The 22,329-nt window shown below is 73.9% G+C and carries 20 protein-coding genes; 7 read left to right on the forward strand and 13 right to left on the reverse strand.

The window, feature by feature from the left end; translation table 11 throughout:
* Positions 1-5 precede the first annotated feature (5 nt).
* The 7 genes from K1T35_RS14710 to K1T35_RS14740 form a co-directional block, all read right to left on the reverse strand.
* Complete coding sequence (locus K1T35_RS14710; RefSeq protein WP_220260720.1) at positions 6-974, reverse strand: ABC transporter substrate-binding protein; 969 nt, start codon at positions 972-974, stop codon at positions 6-8.
* Between the two features lie 110 nt (positions 975-1,084).
* The gene (locus K1T35_RS14715; RefSeq protein WP_220260721.1) at positions 1,085-2,233 is read right to left on the reverse strand and encodes an FAD-binding oxidoreductase; all 1,149 of its coding nucleotides are present in this window, start codon (positions 2,231-2,233) and stop codon (positions 1,085-1,087) included.
* A gap of 228 nt (positions 2,234-2,461) precedes the next feature.
* Positions 2,462-3,787, reverse strand: a complete 1,326-nt coding sequence (locus tag K1T35_RS14720) for an ABC transporter substrate-binding protein (RefSeq protein WP_220260722.1) — start codon at positions 3,785-3,787, stop codon at positions 2,462-2,464.
* Positions 3,784-4,875 (reverse strand): branched-chain amino acid ABC transporter permease, encoded by a 1,092-nt coding sequence (locus K1T35_RS14725; protein ID WP_220260723.1) that lies wholly within the window; start codon positions 4,873-4,875, stop codon positions 3,784-3,786. The genes K1T35_RS14720 and K1T35_RS14725 overlap by 4 nt, the downstream gene beginning before the upstream one ends.
* Positions 4,875-5,753, reverse strand: coding sequence for a branched-chain amino acid ABC transporter permease (locus K1T35_RS14730; protein ID WP_220260724.1), 879 nt, complete (start codon positions 5,751-5,753; stop codon positions 4,875-4,877). The genes K1T35_RS14725 and K1T35_RS14730 overlap by 1 nt, the downstream gene beginning before the upstream one ends.
* Before the next feature lie 8 nt (positions 5,754-5,761).
* Positions 5,762-6,535 carry an ABC transporter ATP-binding protein gene (locus tag K1T35_RS14735; protein WP_220260725.1) on the reverse strand — a complete coding sequence of 258 codons (774 nt, stop codon included), beginning with the start codon at positions 6,533-6,535 and terminating at the stop codon, positions 5,762-5,764.
* On the reverse strand, positions 6,504-7,289 hold the full coding sequence (locus K1T35_RS14740; protein ID WP_220260726.1) for an ABC transporter ATP-binding protein: 786 nt from the start codon (positions 7,287-7,289) through the stop codon (positions 6,504-6,506). The genes K1T35_RS14735 and K1T35_RS14740 overlap by 32 nt, the downstream gene beginning before the upstream one ends.
* Positions 7,290-7,450: 161 nt before the next feature.
* Between K1T35_RS14740 and K1T35_RS14745 the strand changes: the two genes are divergently transcribed.
* Both K1T35_RS14745 and K1T35_RS14750 read left to right on the forward strand, forming a co-directional pair.
* On the forward strand, positions 7,451-8,680 hold the full coding sequence (locus K1T35_RS14745) for a CdaR family transcriptional regulator (protein WP_220260727.1): 1,230 nt from the start codon (positions 7,451-7,453) through the stop codon (positions 8,678-8,680).
* A 229-nt stretch (positions 8,681-8,909) separates the two neighbouring features.
* Positions 8,910-9,887 (forward strand): endonuclease/exonuclease/phosphatase family protein, encoded by a 978-nt coding sequence (locus K1T35_RS14750; protein WP_220260728.1) that lies wholly within the window; start codon positions 8,910-8,912, stop codon positions 9,885-9,887.
* Here K1T35_RS14750 and K1T35_RS14755 read toward each other — a convergent pair.
* Entirely contained in the window at positions 9,876-11,054 is a 1,179-nt protein-coding gene (locus K1T35_RS14755) for an NAD(P)/FAD-dependent oxidoreductase (protein WP_220260729.1), read from the reverse strand. The two genes, K1T35_RS14750 and K1T35_RS14755, sit on opposite strands and share 12 nt — an antisense overlap.
* A gap of 68 nt (positions 11,055-11,122) precedes the next feature.
* Here K1T35_RS14755 and K1T35_RS14760 point away from each other — a divergent pair, with 68 nt between their 5' ends.
* The 4 genes from K1T35_RS14760 (at position 11,123) to ptsP (ending at position 15,928) form a co-directional block, all read left to right on the forward strand.
* A complete protein-coding gene (locus K1T35_RS14760) occupies positions 11,123-11,725 on the forward strand; it encodes a TetR/AcrR family transcriptional regulator (RefSeq protein WP_220260730.1) in 603 nt (200 codons plus the stop codon).
* A 38-nt stretch (positions 11,726-11,763) separates the two neighbouring features.
* Positions 11,764-12,765 (forward strand): dihydroxyacetone kinase subunit DhaK, encoded by a 1,002-nt coding sequence (gene dhaK / locus K1T35_RS14765; protein WP_220260731.1) that lies wholly within the window; start codon positions 11,764-11,766, stop codon positions 12,763-12,765.
* A complete protein-coding gene (gene dhaL, locus K1T35_RS14770) occupies positions 12,765-13,412 on the forward strand; it encodes a dihydroxyacetone kinase subunit DhaL (RefSeq protein ID WP_220260732.1) in 648 nt (215 codons plus the stop codon). Before dhaK ends, dhaL begins: the two co-directional genes overlap by 1 nt.
* A 71-nt stretch (positions 13,413-13,483) precedes the next feature.
* Positions 13,484-15,928 carry a phosphoenolpyruvate--protein phosphotransferase gene (ptsP, locus tag K1T35_RS14775; RefSeq protein ID WP_220260733.1) on the forward strand — a complete coding sequence of 815 codons (2,445 nt, stop codon included), beginning with the start codon at positions 13,484-13,486 and terminating at the stop codon, positions 15,926-15,928.
* Between the two features lie 70 nt (positions 15,929-15,998).
* Here the strand turns inward: ptsP and K1T35_RS14780 are convergent, their stop codons facing one another.
* The 4 genes from K1T35_RS14780 to K1T35_RS14795 all read right to left on the reverse strand — a co-directional run bounded on the left by K1T35_RS14780 (position 15,999) and on the right by K1T35_RS14795 (position 19,820).
* The gene (locus K1T35_RS14780) at positions 15,999-16,511 is read right to left on the reverse strand and encodes a flavin reductase family protein (RefSeq protein WP_220260734.1); all 513 of its coding nucleotides are present in this window, start codon (positions 16,509-16,511) and stop codon (positions 15,999-16,001) included.
* Between the two features lie 181 nt (positions 16,512-16,692).
* Complete coding sequence (locus K1T35_RS14785; protein ID WP_255621894.1) at positions 16,693-17,757, reverse strand: sigma-70 family RNA polymerase sigma factor; 1,065 nt, start codon at positions 17,755-17,757, stop codon at positions 16,693-16,695.
* Between the two features lie 147 nt (positions 17,758-17,904).
* Positions 17,905-18,330, reverse strand: a complete 426-nt coding sequence (gene dtd / locus K1T35_RS14790; protein WP_220260735.1) for a D-aminoacyl-tRNA deacylase — start codon at positions 18,328-18,330, stop codon at positions 17,905-17,907.
* The gene (locus tag K1T35_RS14795; RefSeq protein ID WP_255621896.1) at positions 18,327-19,820 is read right to left on the reverse strand and encodes a methyltransferase; all 1,494 of its coding nucleotides are present in this window, start codon (positions 19,818-19,820) and stop codon (positions 18,327-18,329) included. Before K1T35_RS14795 ends, dtd begins: the two co-directional genes overlap by 4 nt.
* 142 nt (positions 19,821-19,962) lie before the next feature.
* On the opposite strand from K1T35_RS14795, the gene K1T35_RS14800 reads away from it, so the two are divergent.
* The gene (locus tag K1T35_RS14800) at positions 19,963-20,967 is read left to right on the forward strand and encodes an MASE1 domain-containing protein (protein WP_220260737.1); all 1,005 of its coding nucleotides are present in this window, start codon (positions 19,963-19,965) and stop codon (positions 20,965-20,967) included.
* Between the two features lie 247 nt (positions 20,968-21,214).
* Here the strand turns inward: K1T35_RS14800 and K1T35_RS14805 are convergent, their stop codons facing one another.
* Positions 21,215-21,883: a TetR/AcrR family transcriptional regulator gene (locus K1T35_RS14805; RefSeq protein ID WP_220260738.1), complete on the reverse strand. Its 669-nt coding sequence runs from the start codon at positions 21,881-21,883 to the stop codon at positions 21,215-21,217.
* Positions 21,884-22,329: the final 446 nt, after the last annotated feature.

A 22,329-nucleotide genomic window follows, 5' to 3' on the forward strand; every position in this document is an offset into this window, starting at 1 on the left:
GAGGCTCACACCACCTTGCGCGCGGACCCCATGTACCCGGCCACCTCGGTCATGTACGCCGCCTGGGCGGTGTAGTCCATGGTCGCGAACAACCAGGGGTAGACCTGGCGCGCCTGCCCGGCGGGCGTCCGCGCGAACGTCGGCTGCGCGAGGATCTGCTCGGCGGTCATGTCGTCGATCTGCGACTCGAGCACGATGTCGGCCGGAAGCGAGCCGACGTTCTCCCAGCTCACGATCTGCCAGTAGTAGCCGGTACCGCCCGGGTCGACGAACCGGACCCCGAGGTCGGCGAACGCGGTGAGCGTCGGGTCGTCGGGGGCCTTCGCCACGTAGAAGCCTTCGGCGGGGTAGGCGGCCACCACCAGGACCTGCAGCCCGGAGGCCGCCGCGGTGCGCAGCCGATCGGCCGCCGTGTCGTACTCGGCGCGGGCGCCGGTGACCACGGCCGGGTCGGCGCCGAGGGCGAGCGCCAGCTGTGCGGTGCGGTCGATCACCTGCACGGCCGAACCGTCCATCGTGACCGCGACGATCGGGGCGATGCGGGAGGCGGCCTCCTGCTGGGCGAGGTCGGTGAACCCGTATAGCGGGGCGTTCGGGTCGATCGTGCCCGCGACGTCGACGGGGTAGGCGTGCGTCACGATCAGGTCGGGGTCGGCGGCCGCGAGGGCCTCCAGGTCGATCTGCCCGTACATCGGCCCGAGCTCGGTCACGCCGGAGAGGTCGCGATCGGCGAACCGCTTGTCCTGGCTGATCCCGGTGTAGCCGAACGCGGCCACCGGCTTGATCCCGTAGTTCCACAGCGACGCCACGACGTCGGTGAGCCCGGCGATCCGCGTGGGACGCTCGGCGACCGTGACGGTGTTGCCGAGGTCGTCGGTGAACGACCAGCTCGCGGTGCCGGTGGACTCGGGCGCCGAGGTGGAGCAGGCCGTCGCGGCCAGTAGGCCGGCGAGGAGCAGGCCGAGCAGTCGCATCGAAGGTCTCCCAGACTAAGGAAGCCTCACCTTACTTGCGGGTATGGCCTCGGTGCTCCGAACTGTGCGCATGCGCACGGCCCCGGACGTTCCGGAAACTCGGGTTAGTCCTACTGCTCTCCCGGAAGGCGGGGCGCCGCGGGGGTCGCTTCTGAGCGACCGGTTGCGAAGCGGCTCGGGCGGAACTCCGCCAGCAGGGGCGATTCCGTGCCGAACAGCTCGCCGCTCACCAGGTCGCCCAGTAGCGGGGCGAGGGTGATGCCGCTGTGGGTCGCCACGGCGTAGAAGCGGCGGTCCGGGTCGGCGAAGCCGGCGATCGTCAGGCCGTCCGCCGGAAGGGGGCGCTGCCCGACGCGGATCTTCTCCAGTCGGGTGCCCTCCGTGAGCGCGAGGACGGCGGGCAGGCGGCCGACGATCTCGGCGGCGAGCGGACCGTCGGCAGGGGGTGGGGCGGCCGGGTCGGCGGCGCCGTCGAGGTCGAGGGCCTGCAGCAGCAGCCGCCCGCCGCCGTCGGGTCGCACGTTGAGCCGGGAGTCGGTGAGGGGCCGCGACAGCCGGGCGGGCACAGGCTCGGTCGTGGCCAGGAACCCGACGGTGGCCGAGCCGGCCAGGTCGGGGTCGAGCAGCGGCACGTCGAGGCCCGCGAGCGCGGCCACGGGCGTGCTCCACCGTCCCGCGCAGCTCACGACGACGTCGGCGGTGTGCGAGTCGCCGCGCGCGGTCGTGACGGCGGGCGTCCCGAGGTCGATGCCGGTCACCTCGGTGTGCGGAAGGACTGTTGCGCCGCGGTCGCGGGCCTCGCCGAGTAGGCGGGCGAGCAGCAGGCCGGGCAGGGTGTGGGCCTCCTCGGGGTAGAACACGAACTCCGTGTCCGCTGGCGCGACGAGGTCGGGCTCCAGTTCGAGGGCCTCGGTGCGGGTGAGCCGCCGCAGGGGGTAGCCCCGGTCCTGCAGCTTCGGCAGGCGGGCGGCCAGCAGCGCGGCGTGCTCGTCGGTGGTCGCCCACTCCAGGTGCCCGGTGGGGAAGAACCATGGCGTGGGCCCGCCGGCCAGCGCGTGGTGCGCGGCGATGCCGGCGTTGTTGAGCTCGAAGTACGGCAGCGGGTCTTTCTTGTTGGCGTTGACCCACGCGAACGACGTCGCGGTTGTGCCCGCGCCGGGGCGGCCTGCGTCGAGCACGGTGACCTCGGCGCCGCGCCGGGTCAGCCCGGCTGCGACGGCCGCGCCCACCACTCCGGCTCCGATGACGATGACGCGCACGGAACTACTCCGATCTCCAGCGGCCGGCCCGGCTGTTCGGTACGACGGCCAGCAACACCATCAGCGTGCCCACGGGGGTGACCCTGGGGTCGTAGTTGTACCGGAGGTGGTTGAAGATCCGGACGGAAGCGTCTGCAGGTCGGTGGTCACCACGAAGAGGGCGACGGTGAGGTCGTCGAACGAGGTGATCAGCGCGAAGTACGCCCCCGCGACCGGCGAGCCACGGCCTCAGCTCACCGGCTGGACATCCGGGATGCCGTCGGCCGGAGGCTGGGCCGGCTCCTCGGTAGCTTCCGTGATCGGGGCGTCGCCGTTGTCGGTGACCAGTACCGGGGTGAGGTTCTGCGTCGTGCCCCCGGTGATCCGGGTGACCTGGACGCCCGAGATGCCGGCGTGCCGCTCGGCCGAGTAGCGGAACGGCGCCGCCCACGGCCCTTCGAACGTGGCGCCGGAGCGCTCGACCGCGTCGACGATGCCTTCGCGCGTGGGGTTCGGGCCCGCGGCCTGCAGCGCCTGCACGAACGTGTACGCCTCGGCCATCCCGTAGACGCGGTAGTTGGTGAGCTCGCCCTCGCCGCCATGGGCGTCCCACACCCGCTGGAACAGCTGCATCCACGGGTTGTCCGGGTTGTCGACGCCGGGCAGGTACTCGGTGGTCAGCACGCCTTCGAGCAGGCCGGCGTCGGTCACGGCGCCCTCGGAGAAGCGGGCGAGCAGCGAACCGACGAGCGCCGGGTCGGAGCCGATGTTCGAGTAGATCCACTGCGGCCGGTAGTTCAGCCGCAGCGACTGCAGCTGCGACAGCGCCGTGTAGGACGGCACGTTGAAGCCGATCACCAGGTCGGCCCCGGCCGCCTGCAGCGCGGCGATCTGCGGGGCGACGTCGGTGTTGCCCGGCGTGTACCGCTCCGCGGCCACGATCTGGCTCTCCAGGTAGCGGCGGGCGCCGATCTCGGCGTCCCGGCCGAGGTCGTCGTCCTGCAGGAACAACCCCACCCGCGCCTGCGGGAAGTTCTGCGCCACGTACTGCCCGATGATCTTCGCCTCGATCTCGTAGTCGGGCTGCCAGCCGAACGTCATCGGGTTCTCCTGCGGCTGGTCCCACAGCAGGGAGCCGGAGGAGACGAACAGGTCGGGCACGCCCTCGCTGTTGAGGTAGTCGAGCACGGCGGAGTGGGTGGGTGTGCCGAGCCCGCCCGTGATCGCGAAGACCTGGTCCTGCAGCACGAGCTCGTTGACGACCTGGCTGGTCTGCGTGGGGTTGTAGGCGTCGTCGCGGAAGACGTACTCGATCTGCCTGCCGTGCACGCCACCGGCGGCGTTGACGAAGTCGAAGTAGGCCTTGGTGCCGGTCGGGATCTCGCTGTAGCCCGGCGCGGCCACCCCGGTGAGCGGGAAGTGGGCGCCCACCTTCACCGACGTGGCGGTGACGCCGACCTGCGGTTCCGTCCCGCCGCCCTCCTGCGGACGGCCACCCGCGCCGCATGCGCTGATCAGCAACGCCGCCGCCAGTGTGGCGCAGAGATTCCGGACCTTGGGAGCCCTTGCCTTCATCGTGTCCTCCTCCGGCGACCCGAGACCTTCTTCAGCACGCCGACCGCCCCCGTCGGGGCCAGCAGCATCACGAGGATCAGCACCACGCCGTAGACGAACGGCGCGAGCTGCGCGGCCTGCGTGCCGTCCAGCCCGGCGCCGATGCCGAGGTTGGTGACGGCGGGCGGCAGGAACACCAGCAGCGCGCTGCCCAGCAGGGCACCGGTCAGGCTGCCGAGCCCGCCGACGACCACCGCCGTGAGCAGCGAGAGCGAGAGCACGATCGTGAACCCGCTCGGCGCCGCGAGCCGCACGACGACGCCGAGCACCGCACCCGCGAGCCCCGCGCACGCCGCGCTGACCACGAACGCCAGCACCCGCACCTGGCCCAGCCGGATCCCGGCGAGCTCCGCGGCCACCTCGTCGTCACGCACCGCGCGCCACACCCGCCCGACCCGCCCGGCCATGAGGTTCGCGAGCAGCAGCAGGACCAGCAGCAGCGTGCCCCAGCCGAGGTAGGCGAGGTACTTCGCGCTGGGCGTCTCGTGCGCGAACAGGAAGTAGATCGTGGCGTCGAACCAGCCCGGCACCTCGGGCGACGCGATGCGCAGACCCTGCTCGCCGCCGAGCGTGTGGTCGAAGTAGATCGCCAGCCCCGGCACGGCGACGGCCAGCGCGAGCGTGGCGCCCGCGAGGTACGGCCCGTGCAGCCGCGCGGCCGCGGCCCCCACCACCGCTCCGACCAGCGCCGTCACGGCGGCGGCGATCAGCATGATCAGCGGGAGCGTCAGGGCGCCGTCCCCCTCGGGGCCGAGCAGCAGGCCGGTCGTGTACGCGCCCACGGCCATGAGCGCGCCGTGGCCGAGCGAGATCTGGCCGTTCAGCCCGGTGAGCACGGTCAGGCCCGCCGCGGCGATCGCGTAGTAGGACATCGTGGCGAGCTGCGAGTTGCGGAACGGGCTGGTGAGCTCCAGGACGAGCACCACGGCGACCAGCGCGACCAGCACGGCGAGCCCGTGCCGCCCGAACGTCGAGCGCGGGCGCCACCGGAACCGGCGCTTGCGAACCGGAACGGCGCGGGTGGCGGGCCGGTCGGTCTGTTGCACCATCAGACCCTCCGCGCCGCGGTGCGCGCGAACAGTCCCTGCGGCCGTACCAGCAGCACCGCGACCAGGATCGCGAGCGCGGCCAGCGCGACGAGCTCGCTGCCGAGGTAGCCGCTGACGTAGGACAGCAGCAGCCCGATGGTCAGCCCGCCGACGACGGCGCCGCCGGGGGAGTCCAGCCCGCCCAGCACCGCGGCCACGAACCCGTAGACGATCACGGCTTCCATGTAGGCGGGGAACACCAGGCTGCCGCCCGCGATGAGCAGGCCGGCGAGCGAGCCGACGACCGCCGCGAGCGCCCAGCCCAGCGTCAGCATCCGCCCCACCCGCACGCCGAGCAGCCGGGAGACCTCCTGGCTGAACGCGGCGGCGCGCATCTTCAGGCCGAGGTCGGTGAACCGGAAGAGGGCCACCAGCCCGAGCATCACCACGACCACGGCGACGATCACGTAGATGCTGTTCGCGGTGAACGCGATGTTGACGTCTCCGACGGTGAACCCGCGCAGGTCGAACGGCGCCGGGAACGAGCGGAACGTCGAGCCGAAGAGGATCGCGGCGAGCGCCTGCAGCGCCACGAACAGCCCGAGCGTGACGATCACGGCGTTCAGCTCCGGCCCGCCCTCGACCGGTCGGATGACCAGCCGCTCGATCACGGCGCCGAGCACCAGCCCGGCCACCAGCGCTACGGCGAGCCCTGCCCAGTAGGACTGCCCGGCCTCGATCAGCGTTAGCGCGAGGTAGGTCGTGAACATGCCCATGGCGCCCTGCGCGAAGTTGACGATCCGGGTGGAGCGCCAGATCAGCACGAGGGCCAGCGCGAACGCGGCGTAGATAGCGCCCTGCCCGAGACCGGTCAGCGTCACGTTGAGGAACTGCTGCATCACGCTCCCTAGAACCCGAGGTAGGCGTGCCGGAGGGTTTCGTCGGCTGCGAGGACTGCCGCGGCCTCGCGGGCCACCACCCGGCCCAGGTTCAGCACGATCCCGACGTCGGCGATGGACAGCGCGCTGCGCGCGTTCTGCTCCACCAGCAGCACGGTGGTGCCCTCGGCGTCGACGAGCCCGCGCAGCAGCTCGAAGATCTGCGAGACGATCCGCGGCGCCAGTCCGAGCGACGGCTCGTCCAGCAGCAGGACCGACGGACCGGTCAGCAGCGCGCGCCCGATCACGAGCATCTGCCGCTCGCCGCCGGAGAGCACGTGCGCGTACTGGCGGCGGCGCTCCGCGAGCGGTGGGAACATCTCGTAGACCTGCTCGAGGCCGCGCTCGGTGCGGCGCCGGGAGGCCCCCAGCATCGCCCCGAGCCGCAGGTTCTCCTCCACCGTCAGCTCCGTGATCACCCCGCGCCCCTCGGGCACGTGCGCGATCCCGGCGCGGGCGATCTCCTCGGTCCGGGCCCGGGTGAGGTCGGCGCCGTCGAGCAGCACCTGCCCGGCGGACGGCCGCACGAGCCCGGAGATCGTGCGCAGCAGCGTGGTCTTCCCGGCACCGTTCGCCCCCAGGACGGCGGTGATCTGCCCCGGCTCGGCGATGAGATCGACCCCGTCCACGGCGACAACGGCCCCGTAGGTGGTGGTGAGCCCTCGCACCTCGAGGCTGCCGGTGCTCACGCCGCTCTCCCGGCGCGACAAGTCATTTCCGCGCCTCCTCGCCCAGGTAGGCATCGATGACCGCCTGGTCGTCGCGCACCTCGTCAGGGGTGCCCTCCGCCACCACCCGGCCGAAGTCCAGCACGGTGATCCGGTCGCAGACGCTCATCACCAGGTCCATGTGGTGCTCCACCAGCACCACCGACATCCGGGCCGTGAGCCCGCGGATCAGCTCGCCCAGCTCGGCCATCTCGTCGGCGCCGAGGCCGCTCGCGGGCTCGTCGAGCAGCAGGAGGTCGGGCTCGGCGGCGAGCGCGCGGGCCAGCGCCACCCGCTTCTGCACGGCATAGGGGAGGCTCCCCGGCAGCCGGCCGGCGTAGCCGTCGACGCCCAGCGCCGCCAGGGCAGCCATCGCGCGCTCGCGCAGCGCGGCCTCGTCGCGGTCGGAGCGGGGCAGCGCGAAGAGGCTGGCCGCGAACCCGGCGCGGCGGTGCCGATCGGCGCCGACCATCACGTTCTCGGCCACCGTCAGCCCGCGGAACAGGCCGACGCCCTGCAACGTGCGGGCGACGCCCATCGCCGCGAGCCGGTGCGGGCGCAGGTCGCGCACCGTGCGGCCGTGGCGCAGCACCTGCCCGTTGTCGGGGCGCACGAAGCCGCAGCAGACGTTGAACAGGGTGGTCTTGCCCGCGCCGTTCGGCCCGATCACGCCGTGCACGGCGCTCGGGGCGACGGCGAGCGAGACGTCGTCGAGCGCCACCAGCCCGCCGAACCGGACGCCGACCCCCGCCACCGCGAACACCGGGATCTCTTCTGCGGACGGCTTCACGACAGGGCGTCCTCCCCGGTGGCAGCGGTGACCCCGTTCACACCTTGGGCGCAGCGCCCAACAGATTCCATGGGCGCAGCGCCCAACATCCGGTGCGCTGAACTGGGCAGTGCGCCCGGTGGGTCTGGACGGAGCTGTGCGCGCTGCTGCAGAGTGCCGGAATGCTGCCCATCGGGCGCCCTGGCCGCCGGCTGCGGCCGGCCGCCGACGAGGCGCTGCGGGTGCTCGGCTCCGCGCTGCTGGACGACGTCGACGGCCTCGCCGATCGCCTCACCGTGCTGGTGCTGCAGCGCGAGCCTGCCTACGCCGAGCGGGACATGATCGAGGAGCTGCGCGCCGCGTGCAGGGCCAACCTTGAGCGCGGGGTCCAGGTGATCGCCGACCAGGTGCCCGACGGCGTCGACCCGGAGGACACGTCCTGCGACACCGGGCGGCGCAGAGCCCGCTCGGGTGTGCCCCTCGAGGTCGTGCTGCGCGCCTACCGCCTGGGTGGGCGGGTGCTGTGGGAGGCGCTCTTGGAGGTGTCGCGGCGGCGGTTCGCGGGCGGGTACGACGAGGCGCTGCTGGACGCGGCGAGCTACGTGTGGCGGGTCAACGACAGCAGCTCGTCGGCACTCGTGCAGGCATACCGGCAGGAGGAGCTGCGCGCACACAGCCACGACCTGGGCCGCCGCCACGCCGTCCTCGACGGCCTCATCGAGGGCCGCGGTGGCGACCCCGCCTTCCTCCGCGACGCCGCGACCGTGCTCGGGCTCCCCGAGACCGGGCCGGTGCTGTGCGTCGTCGCGCCGGTGGACCCGTCGGGGGAGGAGGCACTGCGCGGGCCGCAGGAGGCCCTTGCCGCCGTCGGCGTCGCGTCGGCCTGGTTCCTGCGCCCTCGCGACGAGGTCGGCGTCGCGGCGCTCGGTCACCGCGCTCCGCGGATCGCCCTGGACGCGCTGCGCCCGTGCGCGGCAGGCAGGGTGGGCGTCTCCCCGGTGGTGGACGGGCTGGCCGCCCTCGACACCGGCTACCGGCTGGCCCACACCGCCGCCCGCACCCTGGGCGGGCCCGGCCTCGCGGTACTGGACGAGCGGCTCCCCGAGGCGCTGCTCGCCGACAGCCCCGAGCTCGCCCCGCGCGTGCTGCGCGCCGGCCTCGGCGGCCTCCTCGACCTGCCGCCCGCCGACCGGGACACGCTCCTGCAGACCCTCGAGCAGCTGCTCGCCGCGGGCGGCTCACCCACCCACGCGGCCAGCGCGCTCTTCTGCCACCGCAACACCGTGATCTACCGGATGCGTCGCATCGAGGCCGCCACCGGCCGCTGCATCGGCGACCCGCGGGACCGCCTGCTCCTCACCCTCGGCGTACTGGGGACCAAGATCCTTCCGAAACCAGGCTCAGCGCCCTGAGCAGGGCGGAGACCGCGATCTCGCAAGGATCGATCGTTCCGGGATGCGCCGGATCGTCCCCGCGAGGGCGACGAGCCGGATCTCGGAAGGATCATGCCCGGGGCTGCCGATCGGAGGTCGGATACCGTGGTGCGCGCCCCGCCGAGGAACCGGCCGCACGTCGTGGACGTTGACCCGATGCCCGCCGACGCGACTGCCGGGCGCCCACATCAGAGAGGATCCGGCATCCATGGCCCTGGTACCGCTGGTGACCGCGCTGGTACGCCCGCTCGTCCCGCGGAGCCTCCGGCCCATGGTCGCGGAGAAGGTGTACACGGCCCAGGCGCTCGCGCGAGGCGGTCCGGCCACGTTCACCGCGGTCGCGCAGGCGTGGCGTCCGCACGTGGCGGCGTCCTTGCTCGCCGGGGCCGCGCTGCTGGCCACTCGCGCCCGCACCCGTCCGCTCGCTGCCGGCCTCGCGGCGGCGGGGACCGCCGCCGGTGCGTCGATCGTCCACCGCGCCTCCCGGCGGCCCGCCGCGGCGCCGGGGCCGGCCGACGTCACCGTGCTCACCGCCAACGTGTGGCACGGCAGCGCCGACACCGCCGCGCTCGCCGCGCTGGTGGCCGACGAGCGCCCGGACTTCGTCGTCCTGCCCGAGGCCGGGGCCGACTTCCGCGACAAGCTGATGCCGCTGCTGGCCGGGCTCGGCTACCGCGCATGGGTGGCGTCGGGCGGTGGGCGTCGCGACGGCTACGACGTCGTCCTGCTGGTCGGTGAGCGCGCCGGTGACGTGCGGGTGCGCCGCGGCCGCGGGATGCGGCTGCCGCACCTGGAGGTCACCGGCGGCATCCTGGGCGCGCGCACCCTCTACGGCGTACACCCCACCGCGCCGATGTCGGGGCATGGCACCACATGGTGGCACGACGAGCTGGCGCTCATCGGGAGCTGGTGTGCCGCGCCGGTGGCACCGCTGGTGGCGGGCGACCTCAACGCCACGTTCGACCACCCAGCCCTGCGCGCCGCGCTCGGCCGCTGCCGCAGTGCCGCCGAGGGCACCGGGCGGGGCCTCGTCGGCACGTTCCCGGCCGGTGTGCCCCGCTGGCTCGGCATCCAGATCGACCACGTGCTCGTGCCCGCCGACGCCGAAACCACCCGGTTCGAGGTGCTCGACCTCCCCGGCACCGATCACAGGGCGGTGCTCGCCAGGGTCCGCCTAGCGAGCTGACGCCTCGCGCCGCGCGGGTTCCGGCGTGAACCGGTACTGGGCGGCCAGCGACCGCACCGCGAGCGCAGGCGGCACCCGGCGCAGCAGCGCGTCCCGCAGCCTGCCCCGCCATCCGGTGAGGCCGAGCAGCCGGTGCATGCGGCGGCACTCGCGTTGGAGCGCGGACGTGCGGGGCCGCCGGAGCGCGTCGTAGTCCCGCAGGGCGGCCGCCACGTCGGCGGCTGAGGCGCCGTCGAGCACAGCGCCGAGCGTCACGGCGTCCTCGAACGCCTGGCAGGCGCCCTGCCCGAGGTCGGGGGTCATCGCGTGGGCCGCGTCGCCGAGCAGCGCGACGCGGCGGATGGCCATGGTGGCGAGCGGGTGGACCAGCTGCTCGGTCTCCACGACGTGCACGACGTCGGCGGGCGTCGCGTCGATGAGCGCGACGGCCGCCGGATGCCACCCGGCACGGCGCTCGCGCAGCCAGCGGTGCCGTTCGGCGGGATCGGCAGGCGACGGGCCGTGCCACGTGGCGTACCAGTACACGCCTCCGTCGGCGAGCGGCATGCAGCCGAAGCGGTCGCCGGTGCGGTGGTCGACGGACTCGCCCACCGGCAGCGGGAGACCCGGCGGCGCGGCGGGGGCGATCGCGCGCGCCGCGTGCTCACCGGAGCCCGCGAGTCCTGGGTGCTCGGGCAGCAGCGCGGCCCGCAGCCTGCTGTGGGCTCCGTCGGCGACGACCACGGCGTCGGCGTGCACCGGACCGCCGCCCGTGCGGAGCTCGACGTGGTCCCCCGCGTCGCGCAGCGCTGTGACGGGCATACCGGTGAGCACCGTCCCGGGCGCGAGCGCGTCGGCGAGCAGGCTGTGCAGCCATGACCGGCGGACGACGACGAGCGGTGCCCCGACGCGGTTCCGCACAGCGGCCATGTCGGCCGTGAGCAGCGGCTTCCCGTCCCGGTCCCGCATCCCGCTCCCGGCGTCGAGCGGGCCCGCCTGCGCCCGCACCGGCTCCCCGAGCCCGAGCGCGTCGAGCGCAAGCACCCCGTTGGGCATGATTCCGATTCCGGCTCCGGTCTCGCGCAGCGTGGGCGCCCGCTCCAGCACGGTGACGGTGTGCCCGGCCCGGTCCGCGGCCACCGCGGCGGCCAGTCCCCCGAGGCCCGCGCCGATCACGACGACGTGCATGCCGTCCCCCTCCTCTACGTCTGTAGAGTCGAGCGTAGCCCACTCGGCTCGACAGATGTAGAGGGACGATGCCGGACCGCAGAACCGAGATCCTCGACGGTGCCCTGCACGTGCTGGCCGAGCACGGCATGCGGGGGCTCACCCACCGCGCCGTCGACGCGGCGGCCGGCATCCCGCTGGGCAGCACGTCGTACTACTTCCGCAGCCGCTCGGCGCTCGTCGAGGGCTGTGTCGAGCGGCTGCTCGAGCTGGACCTGGCCGTAGAGGCAGCGGCCATCCCGGCGGTCGATCTGGACGCCCACGTGCTGGCCGACGCCCTCGTCGACGTCGCCGTCGGAATGGTCACGACGCAGCGGTACCGCACGGTCGCCCGCTACGAGCTGACCCTCGCCGCGACGCGGGACCCGCAACTCAAGGCGTTGTTCGTGCGTGCGGGGGACACGATCAGGGCGTTCGCCGCGGGACTGCTGCGCGCGGCAGGCGCACCCGACCCCGACCGCTCGGCCGAAGAGCTCGCGGCCACGTTCGACGGCTTCCTCTTCACCGCGCTCGTCAGGGGCCCGCACGAGCCTGCCGCGCTCACGACCGCGCTGCGGCGTTCGCTGGAGCGGGCGCTGCGGTCGCACTTCGACGCGCCCCAGGACGTGGCGCGGGACACAAAGGAGTCGTAGGGTCCGCGAGATCGTCCCAGTCGCTCCGGAGGGCCGGCGTGAAGAAGCTGATCAACGATCCTGCCGACGTCGTCACCGAGGCCTTGAGCGGTATCGCCGCGGCCCATCCCGACCTGAGGGTCGACCTCGACCACAAAATCGTCTATCGGGCCGACGCGCCCGTACAGGGCAAGGTCGGGCTGCTGTCCGGTGGCGGGTCGGGGCACGAGCCGCTGCACGGGGGCTTCGTCGGGCCAGGAATGCTCGACGCCGCGTGCGCGGGCGAGGTGTTCACCTCACCGGTGCCCGACCAGATGATGGAGGCCACGCGCGGCATCGACGGCGGCGCGGGTGTGCTGCACATCGTGAAGAACTACACCGGTGACGTCATGAACTTCGAGATGGCCGCCGAGCTCGCCGCCGCCGACACCGGCGTCGAGGTCGTGTCGGTCGTGACGAACGACGACGTCGCGGTGCAGGACAGCCTCTATACGGCGGGCCGGCGGGGCGTGGGCGTCACGGTGCTGGTGGAGAAGCTGGCAGGCGCCGCTGCGGACGAGGGCCGTGACCTCGCGGGCGTGGCCGCGATCGCGCGGCGGGTCAACGACGCCGGGCGCAGCATGGGCATGGCGCTCACGTCGTGCACCGTGCCGGCCGCCGGGCAACCGACGTTCGACCTGCCCGAGGACGAGATGGAGATCGGCATCGGCATCCACGGCGAGCCGGGGCGGCGACGGGTGCCGCTCGCGCCCGCGCGCGAGGTGGCGGAGATGCTGGTGGAGCCGATCCTCACCGACCGTGACTTCACCGGCGACGGCGGCACGCTGCTGTTCGTCAACGGGATGGGCGGCACGCCGCTGCTGGAGCTGTACGTGATGTACCGCGAGGTGTCGCGGATCCTCGCGAAGGCCGGCGTCTCCGTCGCGCGGTCGCTGGTGGGGCCGTACATCACGAGCCTGGAGATGGCCGGCTGCTCGGTCACCCTGCTGCAGCTGGACGACGAGCTGCTGCGGCTCTGGGACGCGCCGGTCCGGACGCCCGGCATGCGGTGGGGCGTCTGATGGCGGGACCCGACGAGTTCGCCGTGATCGACGCGGCCGCGGTCGAGCGCTGGATCCGCGCGTTCGCGGCCGCCATCGCCGAGCACGAGCCGGAGCTCACCCGCCTGGACTCGGCGATCGGCGACGCCGACCACGGCGCCAACATGAACCGCGGCTTCAAGGCGGTGATCGCGAAGCTCGACGAGGCCTCCACGTCCGGTCCGGCCGCGATGCTGAAACAGGTCGGCATGACGCTGGTCAGCACGGTCGGCGGCGCCAGCGGCCCCCTGTACGGCACGTTCTTCCTGCGGATGGCCACGGCGATCGGCGACACCGACACGGTCGACCAGAAGCTGTTCGCCGCGGCACTGCGGGCGGGTGTCGACGGCGTCGTAGCCCGTGGCAAGGCTGAGGCGGGCGACAAGACGATGTACGACGCCCTCGCGCCTGCCGTCGACGCACTCGACGCCGCACTCGGCGGGGAGGACGCGTCCGGCGCGCTGAGTGCGGCCGCCGACGCCGCGGCGCAGGGCCGCGACGCCACCACGCCGATGCAGGCCCGCAAGGGTCGCGCCAGCTACCTGGGCGAGCGCAGCGTCGGCCACCAGGACCCGGGGGCGACGTCGGCGGCCCTGCTCCTGCGGACAGCGGCGGACGCGCTGGGATGAGCGAGCTTGCGAGCGAATCAATGTCACAGCGCCCGCGCGAAGCGCCGGCCGAGCGCTAGCGAGGCCGAGCAATGAGCGCGCTCGTGGGGCTCGTGGTCGTCTCGCACAGTCGCGCCCTGGCCGACGGTGTCGTGGCGCTGGCGCGGGAGATGGCGCCGGGGGAGCTCGCGATCGAGGTGGCCGCCGGGCTCGACGAGACCACGTTCGGCACCGACGCCGTCGCCATCGCGGCCGCGATCGGAGCGGCCGACTCGGGGGCCGGCGTCGTCGTGCTGATGGACCTCGGCAGCGCCGTGCTCTCCGCGGAGCTGGCCCTCGACCTGCTCGACGACCCCGACGATCGTGAGCGCGTGCTGCTGTGTCCCGCGCCACTGGTCGAGGGGCTCGTCGTCGCGGCCGTCACGGCGGCGGGCGGGGCCGATCGGGAGGAGGTCGCCGCCGAGGCGGCGGCCGCGCTCGGTGGGAAGCAGGCGCAGCTCGGCGGCCCGTCGGACGCGCGTCCGGCCATGGCCGGGGATGCCGGAGCCACCGCCGAGTTCACCGTCGCCAACCCGCACGGGCTGCACGCGCGCCCCGCCGCACGGCTCGCCGCCCTCGTCCGGAGCATGGACGGGACGGAGGTGCGCGTCCGCAACGCGACCACCGGATCGGACTGGATCCCCGCGGCGAGCCTCGCCGGGCTCACCGCGCTGGGTGCGCTGTCCGGGCACCGGGTCGAGGTCGGCGCGACGGGGCCGGGCGCCGGTGCCGCCCTCGAGGCCGTACTCGGGCTCGCGTCCCGGCACTTCGACGAGCCGCTCACCGCACCCCCTCCGCAGCCGGTTGCGCACCCGTCCGGTGGCGGGCCACTCCCGGCGTCGCCCGGGATCGGCATCGGGCCCAAGCGCGGGGTCGAGCCGCCCGCCCCGGTCGTGCCGGACGAGCCCGCGGCCGACCCGGCGGTCGAGCGTGACCGACTCGACGCGGCGCTGCCCGCGGTCGCCGCCGAGATCCGGGCCGGTCGCGACGTCGCCGCGCGCGAGCTGGGGAAGGAGGAGGCGGCGATCTTCGACGCCCACCTCCTGCTGCTCGACGACCCGGCCCTGCTCGCCGACGCCCGCTCCGAGATCGCGGCCGGAGCGGCCGCGCCGCGGGCATGGGCCGACGCGGCGGAGCGAGTCGCAGCCGCGTGGGAGGCGGTGCCCGATCCCTACCTCGCGGCGCGCGCCGCCGACGTGCGGGCCGTGTCCGCCCAGGTCCTGCGGGTGCTCGTGGGCGGCCCGGCCCTCGTTCAGCCGGACGACGGTGGCCCCGCGGCCGTCCTCGTCGCGAGGGACCTCACCCCGGCGCAGGCCGCGGCGCTCGACCCGGAACGGGTGGCCGGGGTCGTGCTCGCCGGGGGCAGTGCCACCGCGCACAGCGCGATCCTGCTGCGCGCCAGGGGGGTGCCCGCGATCGTCGCGGCCGGCGCGGGCGTGCTCGACGTGCCGGACGGCACCCCGGTCGTCCTCGACGGCGCCGCGGGAGAGCTGGTCGTCGACCCGCAGCCCGAGGTGCTGGCCACCTTCCGCGAGCGGGCCACGGCGCGCGCGGAGCGGGAGGCGCGGGCCCGTCGGCAGGCGGCGGCACCGGCCGCGACGCGGGACGGCGTCGGCGTGCTGGTCGGCGCCAACGTCGGCTCGACCGCGGACGCGGCGGAGGCCACTGCGTCCGGAGCGGACCTCGTGGGGCTCCTGCGCACCGAGTTCCTGTTCCTCGGCCGGACCGAGGCCCCGGACGTCGACGAGCAGGAGGCGGCGTACCGCGAGGTGGCCGCGGCGCTGGGCGGCCGCCGGGTCACGCTGCGCACGCTCGACGTGGGCGGCGACAAGCCGCTGCCCTACCTGCCGCTCCCCGCCGAGGCGAACCCGTTCCTCGGGCTGCGCGGCATCCGGCTCGCCGAGGGGTTCCCCGGCCTGCTCGCCGACCAGCTGCTGGCCGCCGTCCGGGTGGCGCACGAGACGCCGATGAGCGTGATGTTCCCGATGGTGGCCGCGCTCGACGAGCTGATCGCGGCCCGGCGGGCCCTTGACGCCGCGATCGCCGCCGACGGCAGGGGGACACCGCCGGGGCTGCAGGTCGGGATCATGGTGGAGGTGCCCGCGACCGCCCTCAAGGCGGCCGCCTTCGTGCCCCACGTCGACTTCTTCAGCATCGGCACCAACGACCTCACCCAGTACGCCATGGCCGCCGAGCGCGGCAACCCGGCCCTCGCGGCACTGGCCGACCCGCTCGACCCGGGCGTGCTCCGCCTCGTCGACGCCGTGTGCCGGGCGGCGGGGGATCAGACCCTCGTCGCGGTCTGCGGTGAGGCGGCTGCCGACCCACTGGCCGCGGAACTCCTCGTCGGCCTCGGCGTGCGGGAGCTGAGCACGGCCCCGCCGGCCGTCCCGGCCACCAAGCAGACGGTCCGGGAGCTGGACGCCGCACAGGCCGCCCTGCGCGCGGCCGAGGCCCTCACCGCCGACGGCCCCGCCACGGTCCGCCACAACCCCTGACACCCCGACTCGCGCGGACTCACACCCCGACTCGCGCGCACGGAGACCGCGACTCGCGTGGTGTGGGCTGTCAGGCCTGCGGTGGGTCGGCGGTGACGCCGTAGCGGCCGCGGTAGTACAGGAGGGGGAGCCGGTCGGGGGTGGCGCCGAGGTCAAGGACCCGGCCGACGGCGACGGTGTGGTCGCCGCCGTCGTACTCGTTCCACAGGGTGCAGTCGATCCAGGCGCTCACGCCATCCAGCACCGGCGCGCCGGACGGGCTCGGACGCCAGGGAACGCCTGCGAACTTGTCCACGCCGTCGCCCCCGGAGCGGGCGAAGCCTGCGGAGAGCTCCTGGTGGTCGGCGGCCAGCACGTTGACGCAGAAGGTGTCGGCCTCGCGGATCCGCGGCCACGTGGTGGACGTGCGGGCGGCGGCGAAGCTGACCAGCGGCGGGTCCAGCGACAGCGAGGCGAACGACTGGCAGGTGAAGCCGATCGGCCCGTCCGGGCACATGGCGGTGACCACGACGATGCCGGACACGAAGTGGCCGAGCACCTCCCGCATGACAGCGGGGGAGACGGGTCCGACGGGAGCACCCATGCCGCGAGCCTAGGTCAAGTGCCCCCCTACTCGTTGGGGTGAAGTCGGAACAGCGCCGGTGCGCCCCGGCCGGACTGCGCGCGCCGGGACGGTACACAGTGCGCTGGCCGGCGCCACCCGGCTCGCGGGGAGCCCTCGGGTGGCGCCGGCCAGGCGTCTCGGTCTGTTCAGGTCGGCCGGTTCAGCTGGCGTAGGCGCGCAGCCGGTCGGCGCGCTCACCGATCCGCAGCTTGGCCATGACCTCGCGCTCGATCTGGCGCACGCGCTCCCGGGAGAGCCCGAAGCGGCGGCCGATCTGGTCGAGGGTGCGCGGCTGGCCGTCGTCGAGGCCGTAGCGCATCCGGATGACCGACTGCTCGCGCTCCTCGAGGGTGCCGAGCACGCGGCGCAGGTCGTCGTGCAGCAGGTGCGAGATGACCGTGGTCTCGGCGTCGGTGGCCTCGCCGTCCTCGATGAAGTCGCCGAGCGGCGCCTCCTCCTCGGACCCGACCGGCATGTCCAGGCTCACCGGGTCGCGAGCGTGGTCGAGCAGGTCGGCGATCTTCTCCTCGGCGATGCCCGACTCGGCGGCGAGCTCCTCGTGCGTGGCGTCGCGGCCGAGCTTCTGGTGCAGGTCACGCTTGATCCGCGCCAGCTTGTTGACCTGCTCCACGAGGTGGACGGGCAGGCGGATGGTGCGGGCCTGGTCGGCCATCCCGCGCGTGATCGCCTGGCGGATCCACCACGTGGCGTAGGTCGAGAACTTGAAGCCCTTGGTGTAGTCGAACTTCTCGACCGCACGGATCAGGCCGAGGTTGCCCTCCTGGATCAGGTCCAGCAGCGGCATGCCGCGGCCGGTGTAGCGCTTGGCCAGCGACACGACGAGGCGCAGGTTGGCCTCGAGCAGGTGGTTGCGGGCCCGTCGGCCGTCGCGGACGATCGCCCGCAGGTCGGCGGCGTACTGCTTGTCGAGATCGCCGGGCGCTGCCTCGTCGAGCACGTGCTGGGCGAACACGCCGGCCTCGATGCGCCTGGCCAGGTCGACCTCCTGCGCCGCCGTGAGCAGCGCGGTCTTGCCGATTCCGTTCAGGTAGACGCGGACCAGGTCGGCCGCTGGACTCTGGGCGTCGAGGTCCTCCGCGGAGATCTCGGGGGTGATCTCCTCGGAACGATCGCCGATAGTGGTCTCCAACGGGTCGGAGTCGGTACGCTGGCCCGGGATGGCGGGCCGGGCGGTCTTCGGCCCGTTGATGGTGGGCGCTGTCATGTGGTCCTCCCCTTACGCGACCCGGGCGGGGCGTTGGCTTCAGCTGCCGCCGGGGCTCTCATGGGGGTCAACGCGCCCTGCGCTCATATCGTTCCCGGGTCGCCGGTGTGCGCTCGTGCACTCTCAGCGTGCCCTCAGCGGCCCGGATTACACCTCCACGAGCACCGTGAACGGGCCGTCGTTCACCGACTCGACGGCCATCATGGCGCCGAACACCCCCGTGGCTACCGGGGCTCCACGCTGACGCAACTCCGCCACCACGGCCTCGACCAGCGGCTCCGCCCGCTCCGGCGGGGCGGCCGCCGACCAGGAAGGGCGCCTGCCCTTGCGGGTTTCCCCGTAGAGCGTGAACTGGCTCACCACCAGCAGCGGTGCGCCCACGTCGGAACAGGACAGCTCGCCGGGCAGGATCCTCAGCTCGTGCAACTTGCGGGCCATGAGCGGCACGGCCGATGCGGTGTCGTCGCGGTGCACGCCCAGCAGCACCAGCAGGCCGGGGCCGGTGATCTCGCCGACCACCTCGTCGTCGACGCGCACCGCCGCCCGTGCCACGCGGGCCGCGACGGCCCTCACGCGGGCACCAGCACGCCGTGGCGGACGAACTCGCGCACGGCCGGGAGCGCGGCGGCCACCAGCTCGTCCGTGGGCCGGTCGTGCGCGACGGCGAGGAGTTCGACGAGCTCGCCGAGCGCGAGCGCGCCCTGGCAGCCGGCCAGCAACGCGGCGGCGGGGCCGTCGACCTCGTGCCGCCAGCGCGGGCCGTCCAGCCGGGCGACGGCGGCGCCGACCTCGGTCCACCCCTCGGCACCCGGTTCCGCGTACGTCTCCAGCACGACCGAAGACGCCACCGTCAGCGGCGCGGCGAGCAGTGCCTCGTCGCCTGCGTGGGCGCGCAGCCAGTCGATGCGGTCGAGCCAGCCCGCGGTCTCCGGGCCGAGCGGGTCGGCGACGTCCCCGAGCAGGTCCTCGAACACCACGGTCGGCTCCCCGTCGGTGCGCCGCACGGTGAGGAACCCGAACCCGACGGCCTCGACGTTCTCCCGCTCCATCCAGTCCAGCCACGCGCCCGCCTGCTCACGGGCATCGGGCGAGGCGAGGTCGAGGCCAGCGTCGCGCTGCCACGTGCCGACGTGCAGGGCGGGATCGGACACCTCCCGCTGCACGATCCACGCGTCGACGCCCGGTGGCAGCCACGACCGGACGCGGTCGGGCCAGTCCTCGCGCCGCACGTGCAGCCACGAACCGAGCAGCTGGGCCACGCCGCCCGGTTCCAGGTGGTCGGGCAGGGCGCGCAGCAGCGCCGCGAGGGCGGCGTCGCCGTCCTGGCCCGAGTCGCGGTAGACGTAGTCGACGCGCGCGGGTCCCGGCACGAACGGCGGGTTGGACACGATCTGGTCGAACCGGCGGCCCGCCACCGGCTCCAGCCACGGCCCGTCGAGGAGCTCGACGTCCATATCGTTCAGGGCGAACGTCGCCCGTGCCATCGCGAGCGCCCGCGGGGCGACGTCCGTTGCCGTCACCGCCCGCGCGTGCCGCCCGGCGTGCAGGGCCTGCACACCGCAGCCGGTGCCGAGGTCGAGCAGCGACCCGACCGGGCGCCGGACCGTTGCGGCGGCGAGCGTCAGCGACGCGGCCCCGACCCCGGTGACGTGGTCGCGCTCATGGCGTCGGGCGTCGAGGTCGGACAGCACCCACCAGTCGCCGTCGTCGTCCCCGTAGGGCCGCAGGTCGAGCGCCGCCCGCCAGCCCTGCCCGGACGGCGTGAGCAGGCCTGCTGCGGCCGCGTCGGCGGGCGCAAGCGGCGCGAGCGCGGCCGCAACGGCGGCGTCCGGCTCAGTTGCGCCGAGCAGGAGCAGCCGCACGAGCACACCGAGCTCGCCGCCGTCCCGGCTGGCGCGGAAGGCGGGCTCGATCTCGCCGCGCCCGAGCGCGGCGTGCGCGGACGGGCCGAGCAGCTCGCGCACGCCATCCGTGGTGTAGCGGGAGCGCGGGAGCGCGGTGCGCAGCGCCGATGCGGCGCCGGGGGAGAGGTGAGGAACCACGGCGACAGTCTCGCCTGCCACCTCGAGGCCCGATCCTCGGCGGTGACGATCGGGCCAAGGGCGGCTGCTGCATGGCTGATTGCTGCCGCCCCTTCGATGCCGGAGGCTCGGGTGCCGGCGCCCGACGGCCACGTCCGCAGGAGGCGATCCCATCCTCGACCCCGTGCGCCCACCCGGCATCAGGACCGCGGGTGTGGTCGTGCTGCGCATCCTCGCCCTTGCCGCCGCCTACTACCTCGCCGCCAAGGTCGGACTGCTGTTCGAGATCGTGCGCGGGCAGGTCACGCCGCTGTGGCCGCCCACGGGGATCGCCCTGGTCGGGCTGTTCGTGTTGGGCCTACGGGCGTTGCCGGGAATCACACTGGGCGCGTTCCTGATCAATGCCCCACTCGGCCCATCGCTGCCCGCCGCCGCGGTGATCTCCGTGGGCAACACGCTTGCGCCGTTGTGCGGCTACCTGATGCTGCGCCGCGCCGGGTTCCGCACCCAGCTCGAGCGGCCGGCGGACGTCCTCGCCCTCGTGGTCCTCGGCGCGCTCGCCGGCACGCTGGTCAGCGCGAGCATCGGTACCGCCGCGCTGGTGCTCGCCGGGGCGGTGCCGCCGCAGGCGTACTGGCCGACCTGGTCGGTGTGGTGGGCAGGCGACGCGATGGGTGTGCTCGTCATCGCGCCGGTGCTGCTGGTCGGCCGCACGCGCCCGCGCGCGATGCCGCCCCGCCGGTGGATCGAGGCGATCACGTTGGTGGCCGGCACCGTCGCCGTCACGTCGGTCATCGCCACCAGCTCCCTCGCGGTGCTGTTCCTGGTGTTCCCGTTCCTGATCTGGGCCTCGTTGCGATTCCACCAACGCGGCGCGACGCTGTGCGTCCTGATCGTGTGCGTGCTCACCACCTACGCCGCGGCCACCGGCGCGGGCGGGTTCGGTCAGCGCGACCTGTTCGGCAACATGGTGATCCTCCAGGCGTTCAACGGCTGCGTCGCCCTGACGGCGCTCCTGCTCTCGGCGCTCATGCACCAGCGTGACCAGGCGCGCCGTGACGTCGAACAAGCCTGCGCGCAACTGGGCGGCCTGGTCGCTCGCCTCGACACCGCACTCCGCACCCGGCGCAAGGTGGACGCCCGCCGCGAGCGGGACGGGTCGCCCGGCGCCGGGGGGCAAGGGAGCTAGGAGGGTCCTGTTCAGGGCGCTCGTAGGTGGCTGGTGTCTTTCGCGTGGCGGTCCGGCCACCGGAGGCCGGTTCGACGCGCATGATCAAGGCTTCGGCGCGAAATGCGGGCGGAACCGGCCGTCACCAATTCACCGCCGGGGCCCTGATCACCGCGAGTGGTGCCAGGACGACAGATCTGTCGTCCCGACACCACTTCCGACGATCACGAGCCACTCGCGGGCACGTGGGCAGAGATCGGAGCGCCGGCTACAGCTCGGCGGAGCTGCAGGTCGCCCCGTCGTCCGCAGGGTGGGAGATGAGGCGGTCGAGGTGGGTGTCGAGGATCGTGCACGCTTCGGCCACGGTGAGTACTCCGACGAGCACCTGGCCTGTGAGCCCGTCCACGAGGGCGACGAAGGCTCGTGCCTCCTGCTGCGGATCGAGATCGGGCTCGGCCTGGCCGAGCGCCTGCGCCGCCGCGATCCCATGCGCGATCTCTCGGTGGCTGTCGAGGTAGCGCGCGCGGATCGGGTTTGCGAGGTCGGGGTCGAGCGATGCGCGCGCCATGAACGCCAGCCACACCCGTTGCTCGGCGATCGTGTCAGGACGACCGGGCAGGACCTCTTGGGCGATGGTGCCAAGGGCGCTACGGATGGACGTGCTCTCGCCCTGCCGGGCAGCGTGCCCGGCGATCCGCTCATCCATCAGGTCGAGAGCGTGGATCAACGTCTGCTGCAGCATCACGTCCTTCGTCGCGAACTCCCGCTGCACCCAACCCAGGGACCGACCGGCCTCGGCCGCGACCGTCCGCATGGAGACGGCGTCGAGCCCGTCGCGGGCCACGATCCGCAGCACTGCCTCGGCGATCTCGACCTGGCGCGGACCGAGCCGGCGGCAGCTCTGCCCGGGCGCGCCTTCTTCCGACGAGGAGTCCACGAACCTTCCTTCGTGCCAGTCGCACTGCCAGTCTGATACGTTCGTATCAACCGTTCGGTGGGCCGATCCCGGCCCCCTGATCGAGGAGTGCCGATGGCCTCACGACCCGATCCCCGCGGCTGCGTTCCTGTCCGCTGCGCTCGGCGATCGTCTGTGTGTGGCTCCGGGCGATACCCGCACCACGTCCTCGTCGTCGAGTTCGGCGTCCCGATGGACGGCGTGGCCACTGCTGTGGTCATGGCATACCCGGGCGATCCGCAGTGATGGAACAGTGGGCTCCACTGCGTCATCGCCGTCTTCCGCATCGAGGTGGGGGTCGTGGTGCCGCCTGCACTCCCGCGACCGTCGTGGGTGCACGGCTGTCGCTGGCGGGCGCGTCGGACGATACCCCCGTCCGGCGCACGGATCGTCGGCCTCGGGGTCCCGCGGCCCAGACGGACCCCACC

The sequence above is a fragment of the Pseudonocardia sp. DSM 110487 genome (assembly GCF_019468565.1).
Taxonomy (GTDB): domain Bacteria; phylum Actinomycetota; class Actinomycetes; order Mycobacteriales; family Pseudonocardiaceae; genus Pseudonocardia.

Excerpts from the sequence above, each read along its gene's own strand:
- ptsP (WP_220260733.1), top strand. The coding sequence starts at position 13,484 with ATGAGCGCGCTCGTGGGGCTCGTGGTCGTCTCGCACAGTCGCGCCCTG.
- K1T35_RS14745 (WP_220260727.1), top strand. The coding sequence starts at position 7,451 with ATGCTGCCCATCGGGCGCCCTGGCCGCCGGCTGCGGCCGGCCGCCGAC.
- K1T35_RS14755 (WP_220260729.1), bottom strand. The coding sequence starts at position 11,054 with ATGCACGTCGTCGTGATCGGCGCGGGCCTCGGGGGACTGGCCGCCGCG.
- K1T35_RS14730 (WP_220260724.1), bottom strand. The coding sequence starts at position 5,753 with ATGCAGCAGTTCCTCAACGTGACGCTGACCGGTCTCGGGCAGGGCGCT.
- K1T35_RS14750 (WP_220260728.1), top strand. The coding sequence starts at position 8,910 with ATGGCCCTGGTACCGCTGGTGACCGCGCTGGTACGCCCGCTCGTCCCG.
- K1T35_RS14735 (WP_220260725.1), bottom strand. The coding sequence starts at position 6,535 with ATGCCTACCTGGGCGAGGAGGCGCGGAAATGACTTGTCGCGCCGGGAG.
- K1T35_RS14760 (WP_220260730.1), top strand. The coding sequence starts at position 11,123 with ATGCCGGACCGCAGAACCGAGATCCTCGACGGTGCCCTGCACGTGCTG.
- K1T35_RS14720 (WP_220260722.1), bottom strand. The coding sequence starts at position 3,787 with ATGAAGGCAAGGGCTCCCAAGGTCCGGAATCTCTGCGCCACACTGGCG.
- K1T35_RS14780 (WP_220260734.1), bottom strand. The coding sequence starts at position 16,511 with ATGGGTGCTCCCGTCGGACCCGTCTCCCCCGCTGTCATGCGGGAGGTG.
- K1T35_RS14725 (WP_220260723.1), bottom strand. The coding sequence starts at position 4,875 with ATGGTGCAACAGACCGACCGGCCCGCCACCCGCGCCGTTCCGGTTCGC.
- K1T35_RS14785 (WP_255621894.1), bottom strand. The coding sequence starts at position 17,757 with ATGACAGCGCCCACCATCAACGGGCCGAAGACCGCCCGGCCCGCCATC.
- K1T35_RS14710 (WP_220260720.1), bottom strand. The coding sequence starts at position 974 with ATGCGACTGCTCGGCCTGCTCCTCGCCGGCCTACTGGCCGCGACGGCC.
- dhaL (WP_220260732.1), top strand. The coding sequence starts at position 12,765 with ATGGCGGGACCCGACGAGTTCGCCGTGATCGACGCGGCCGCGGTCGAG.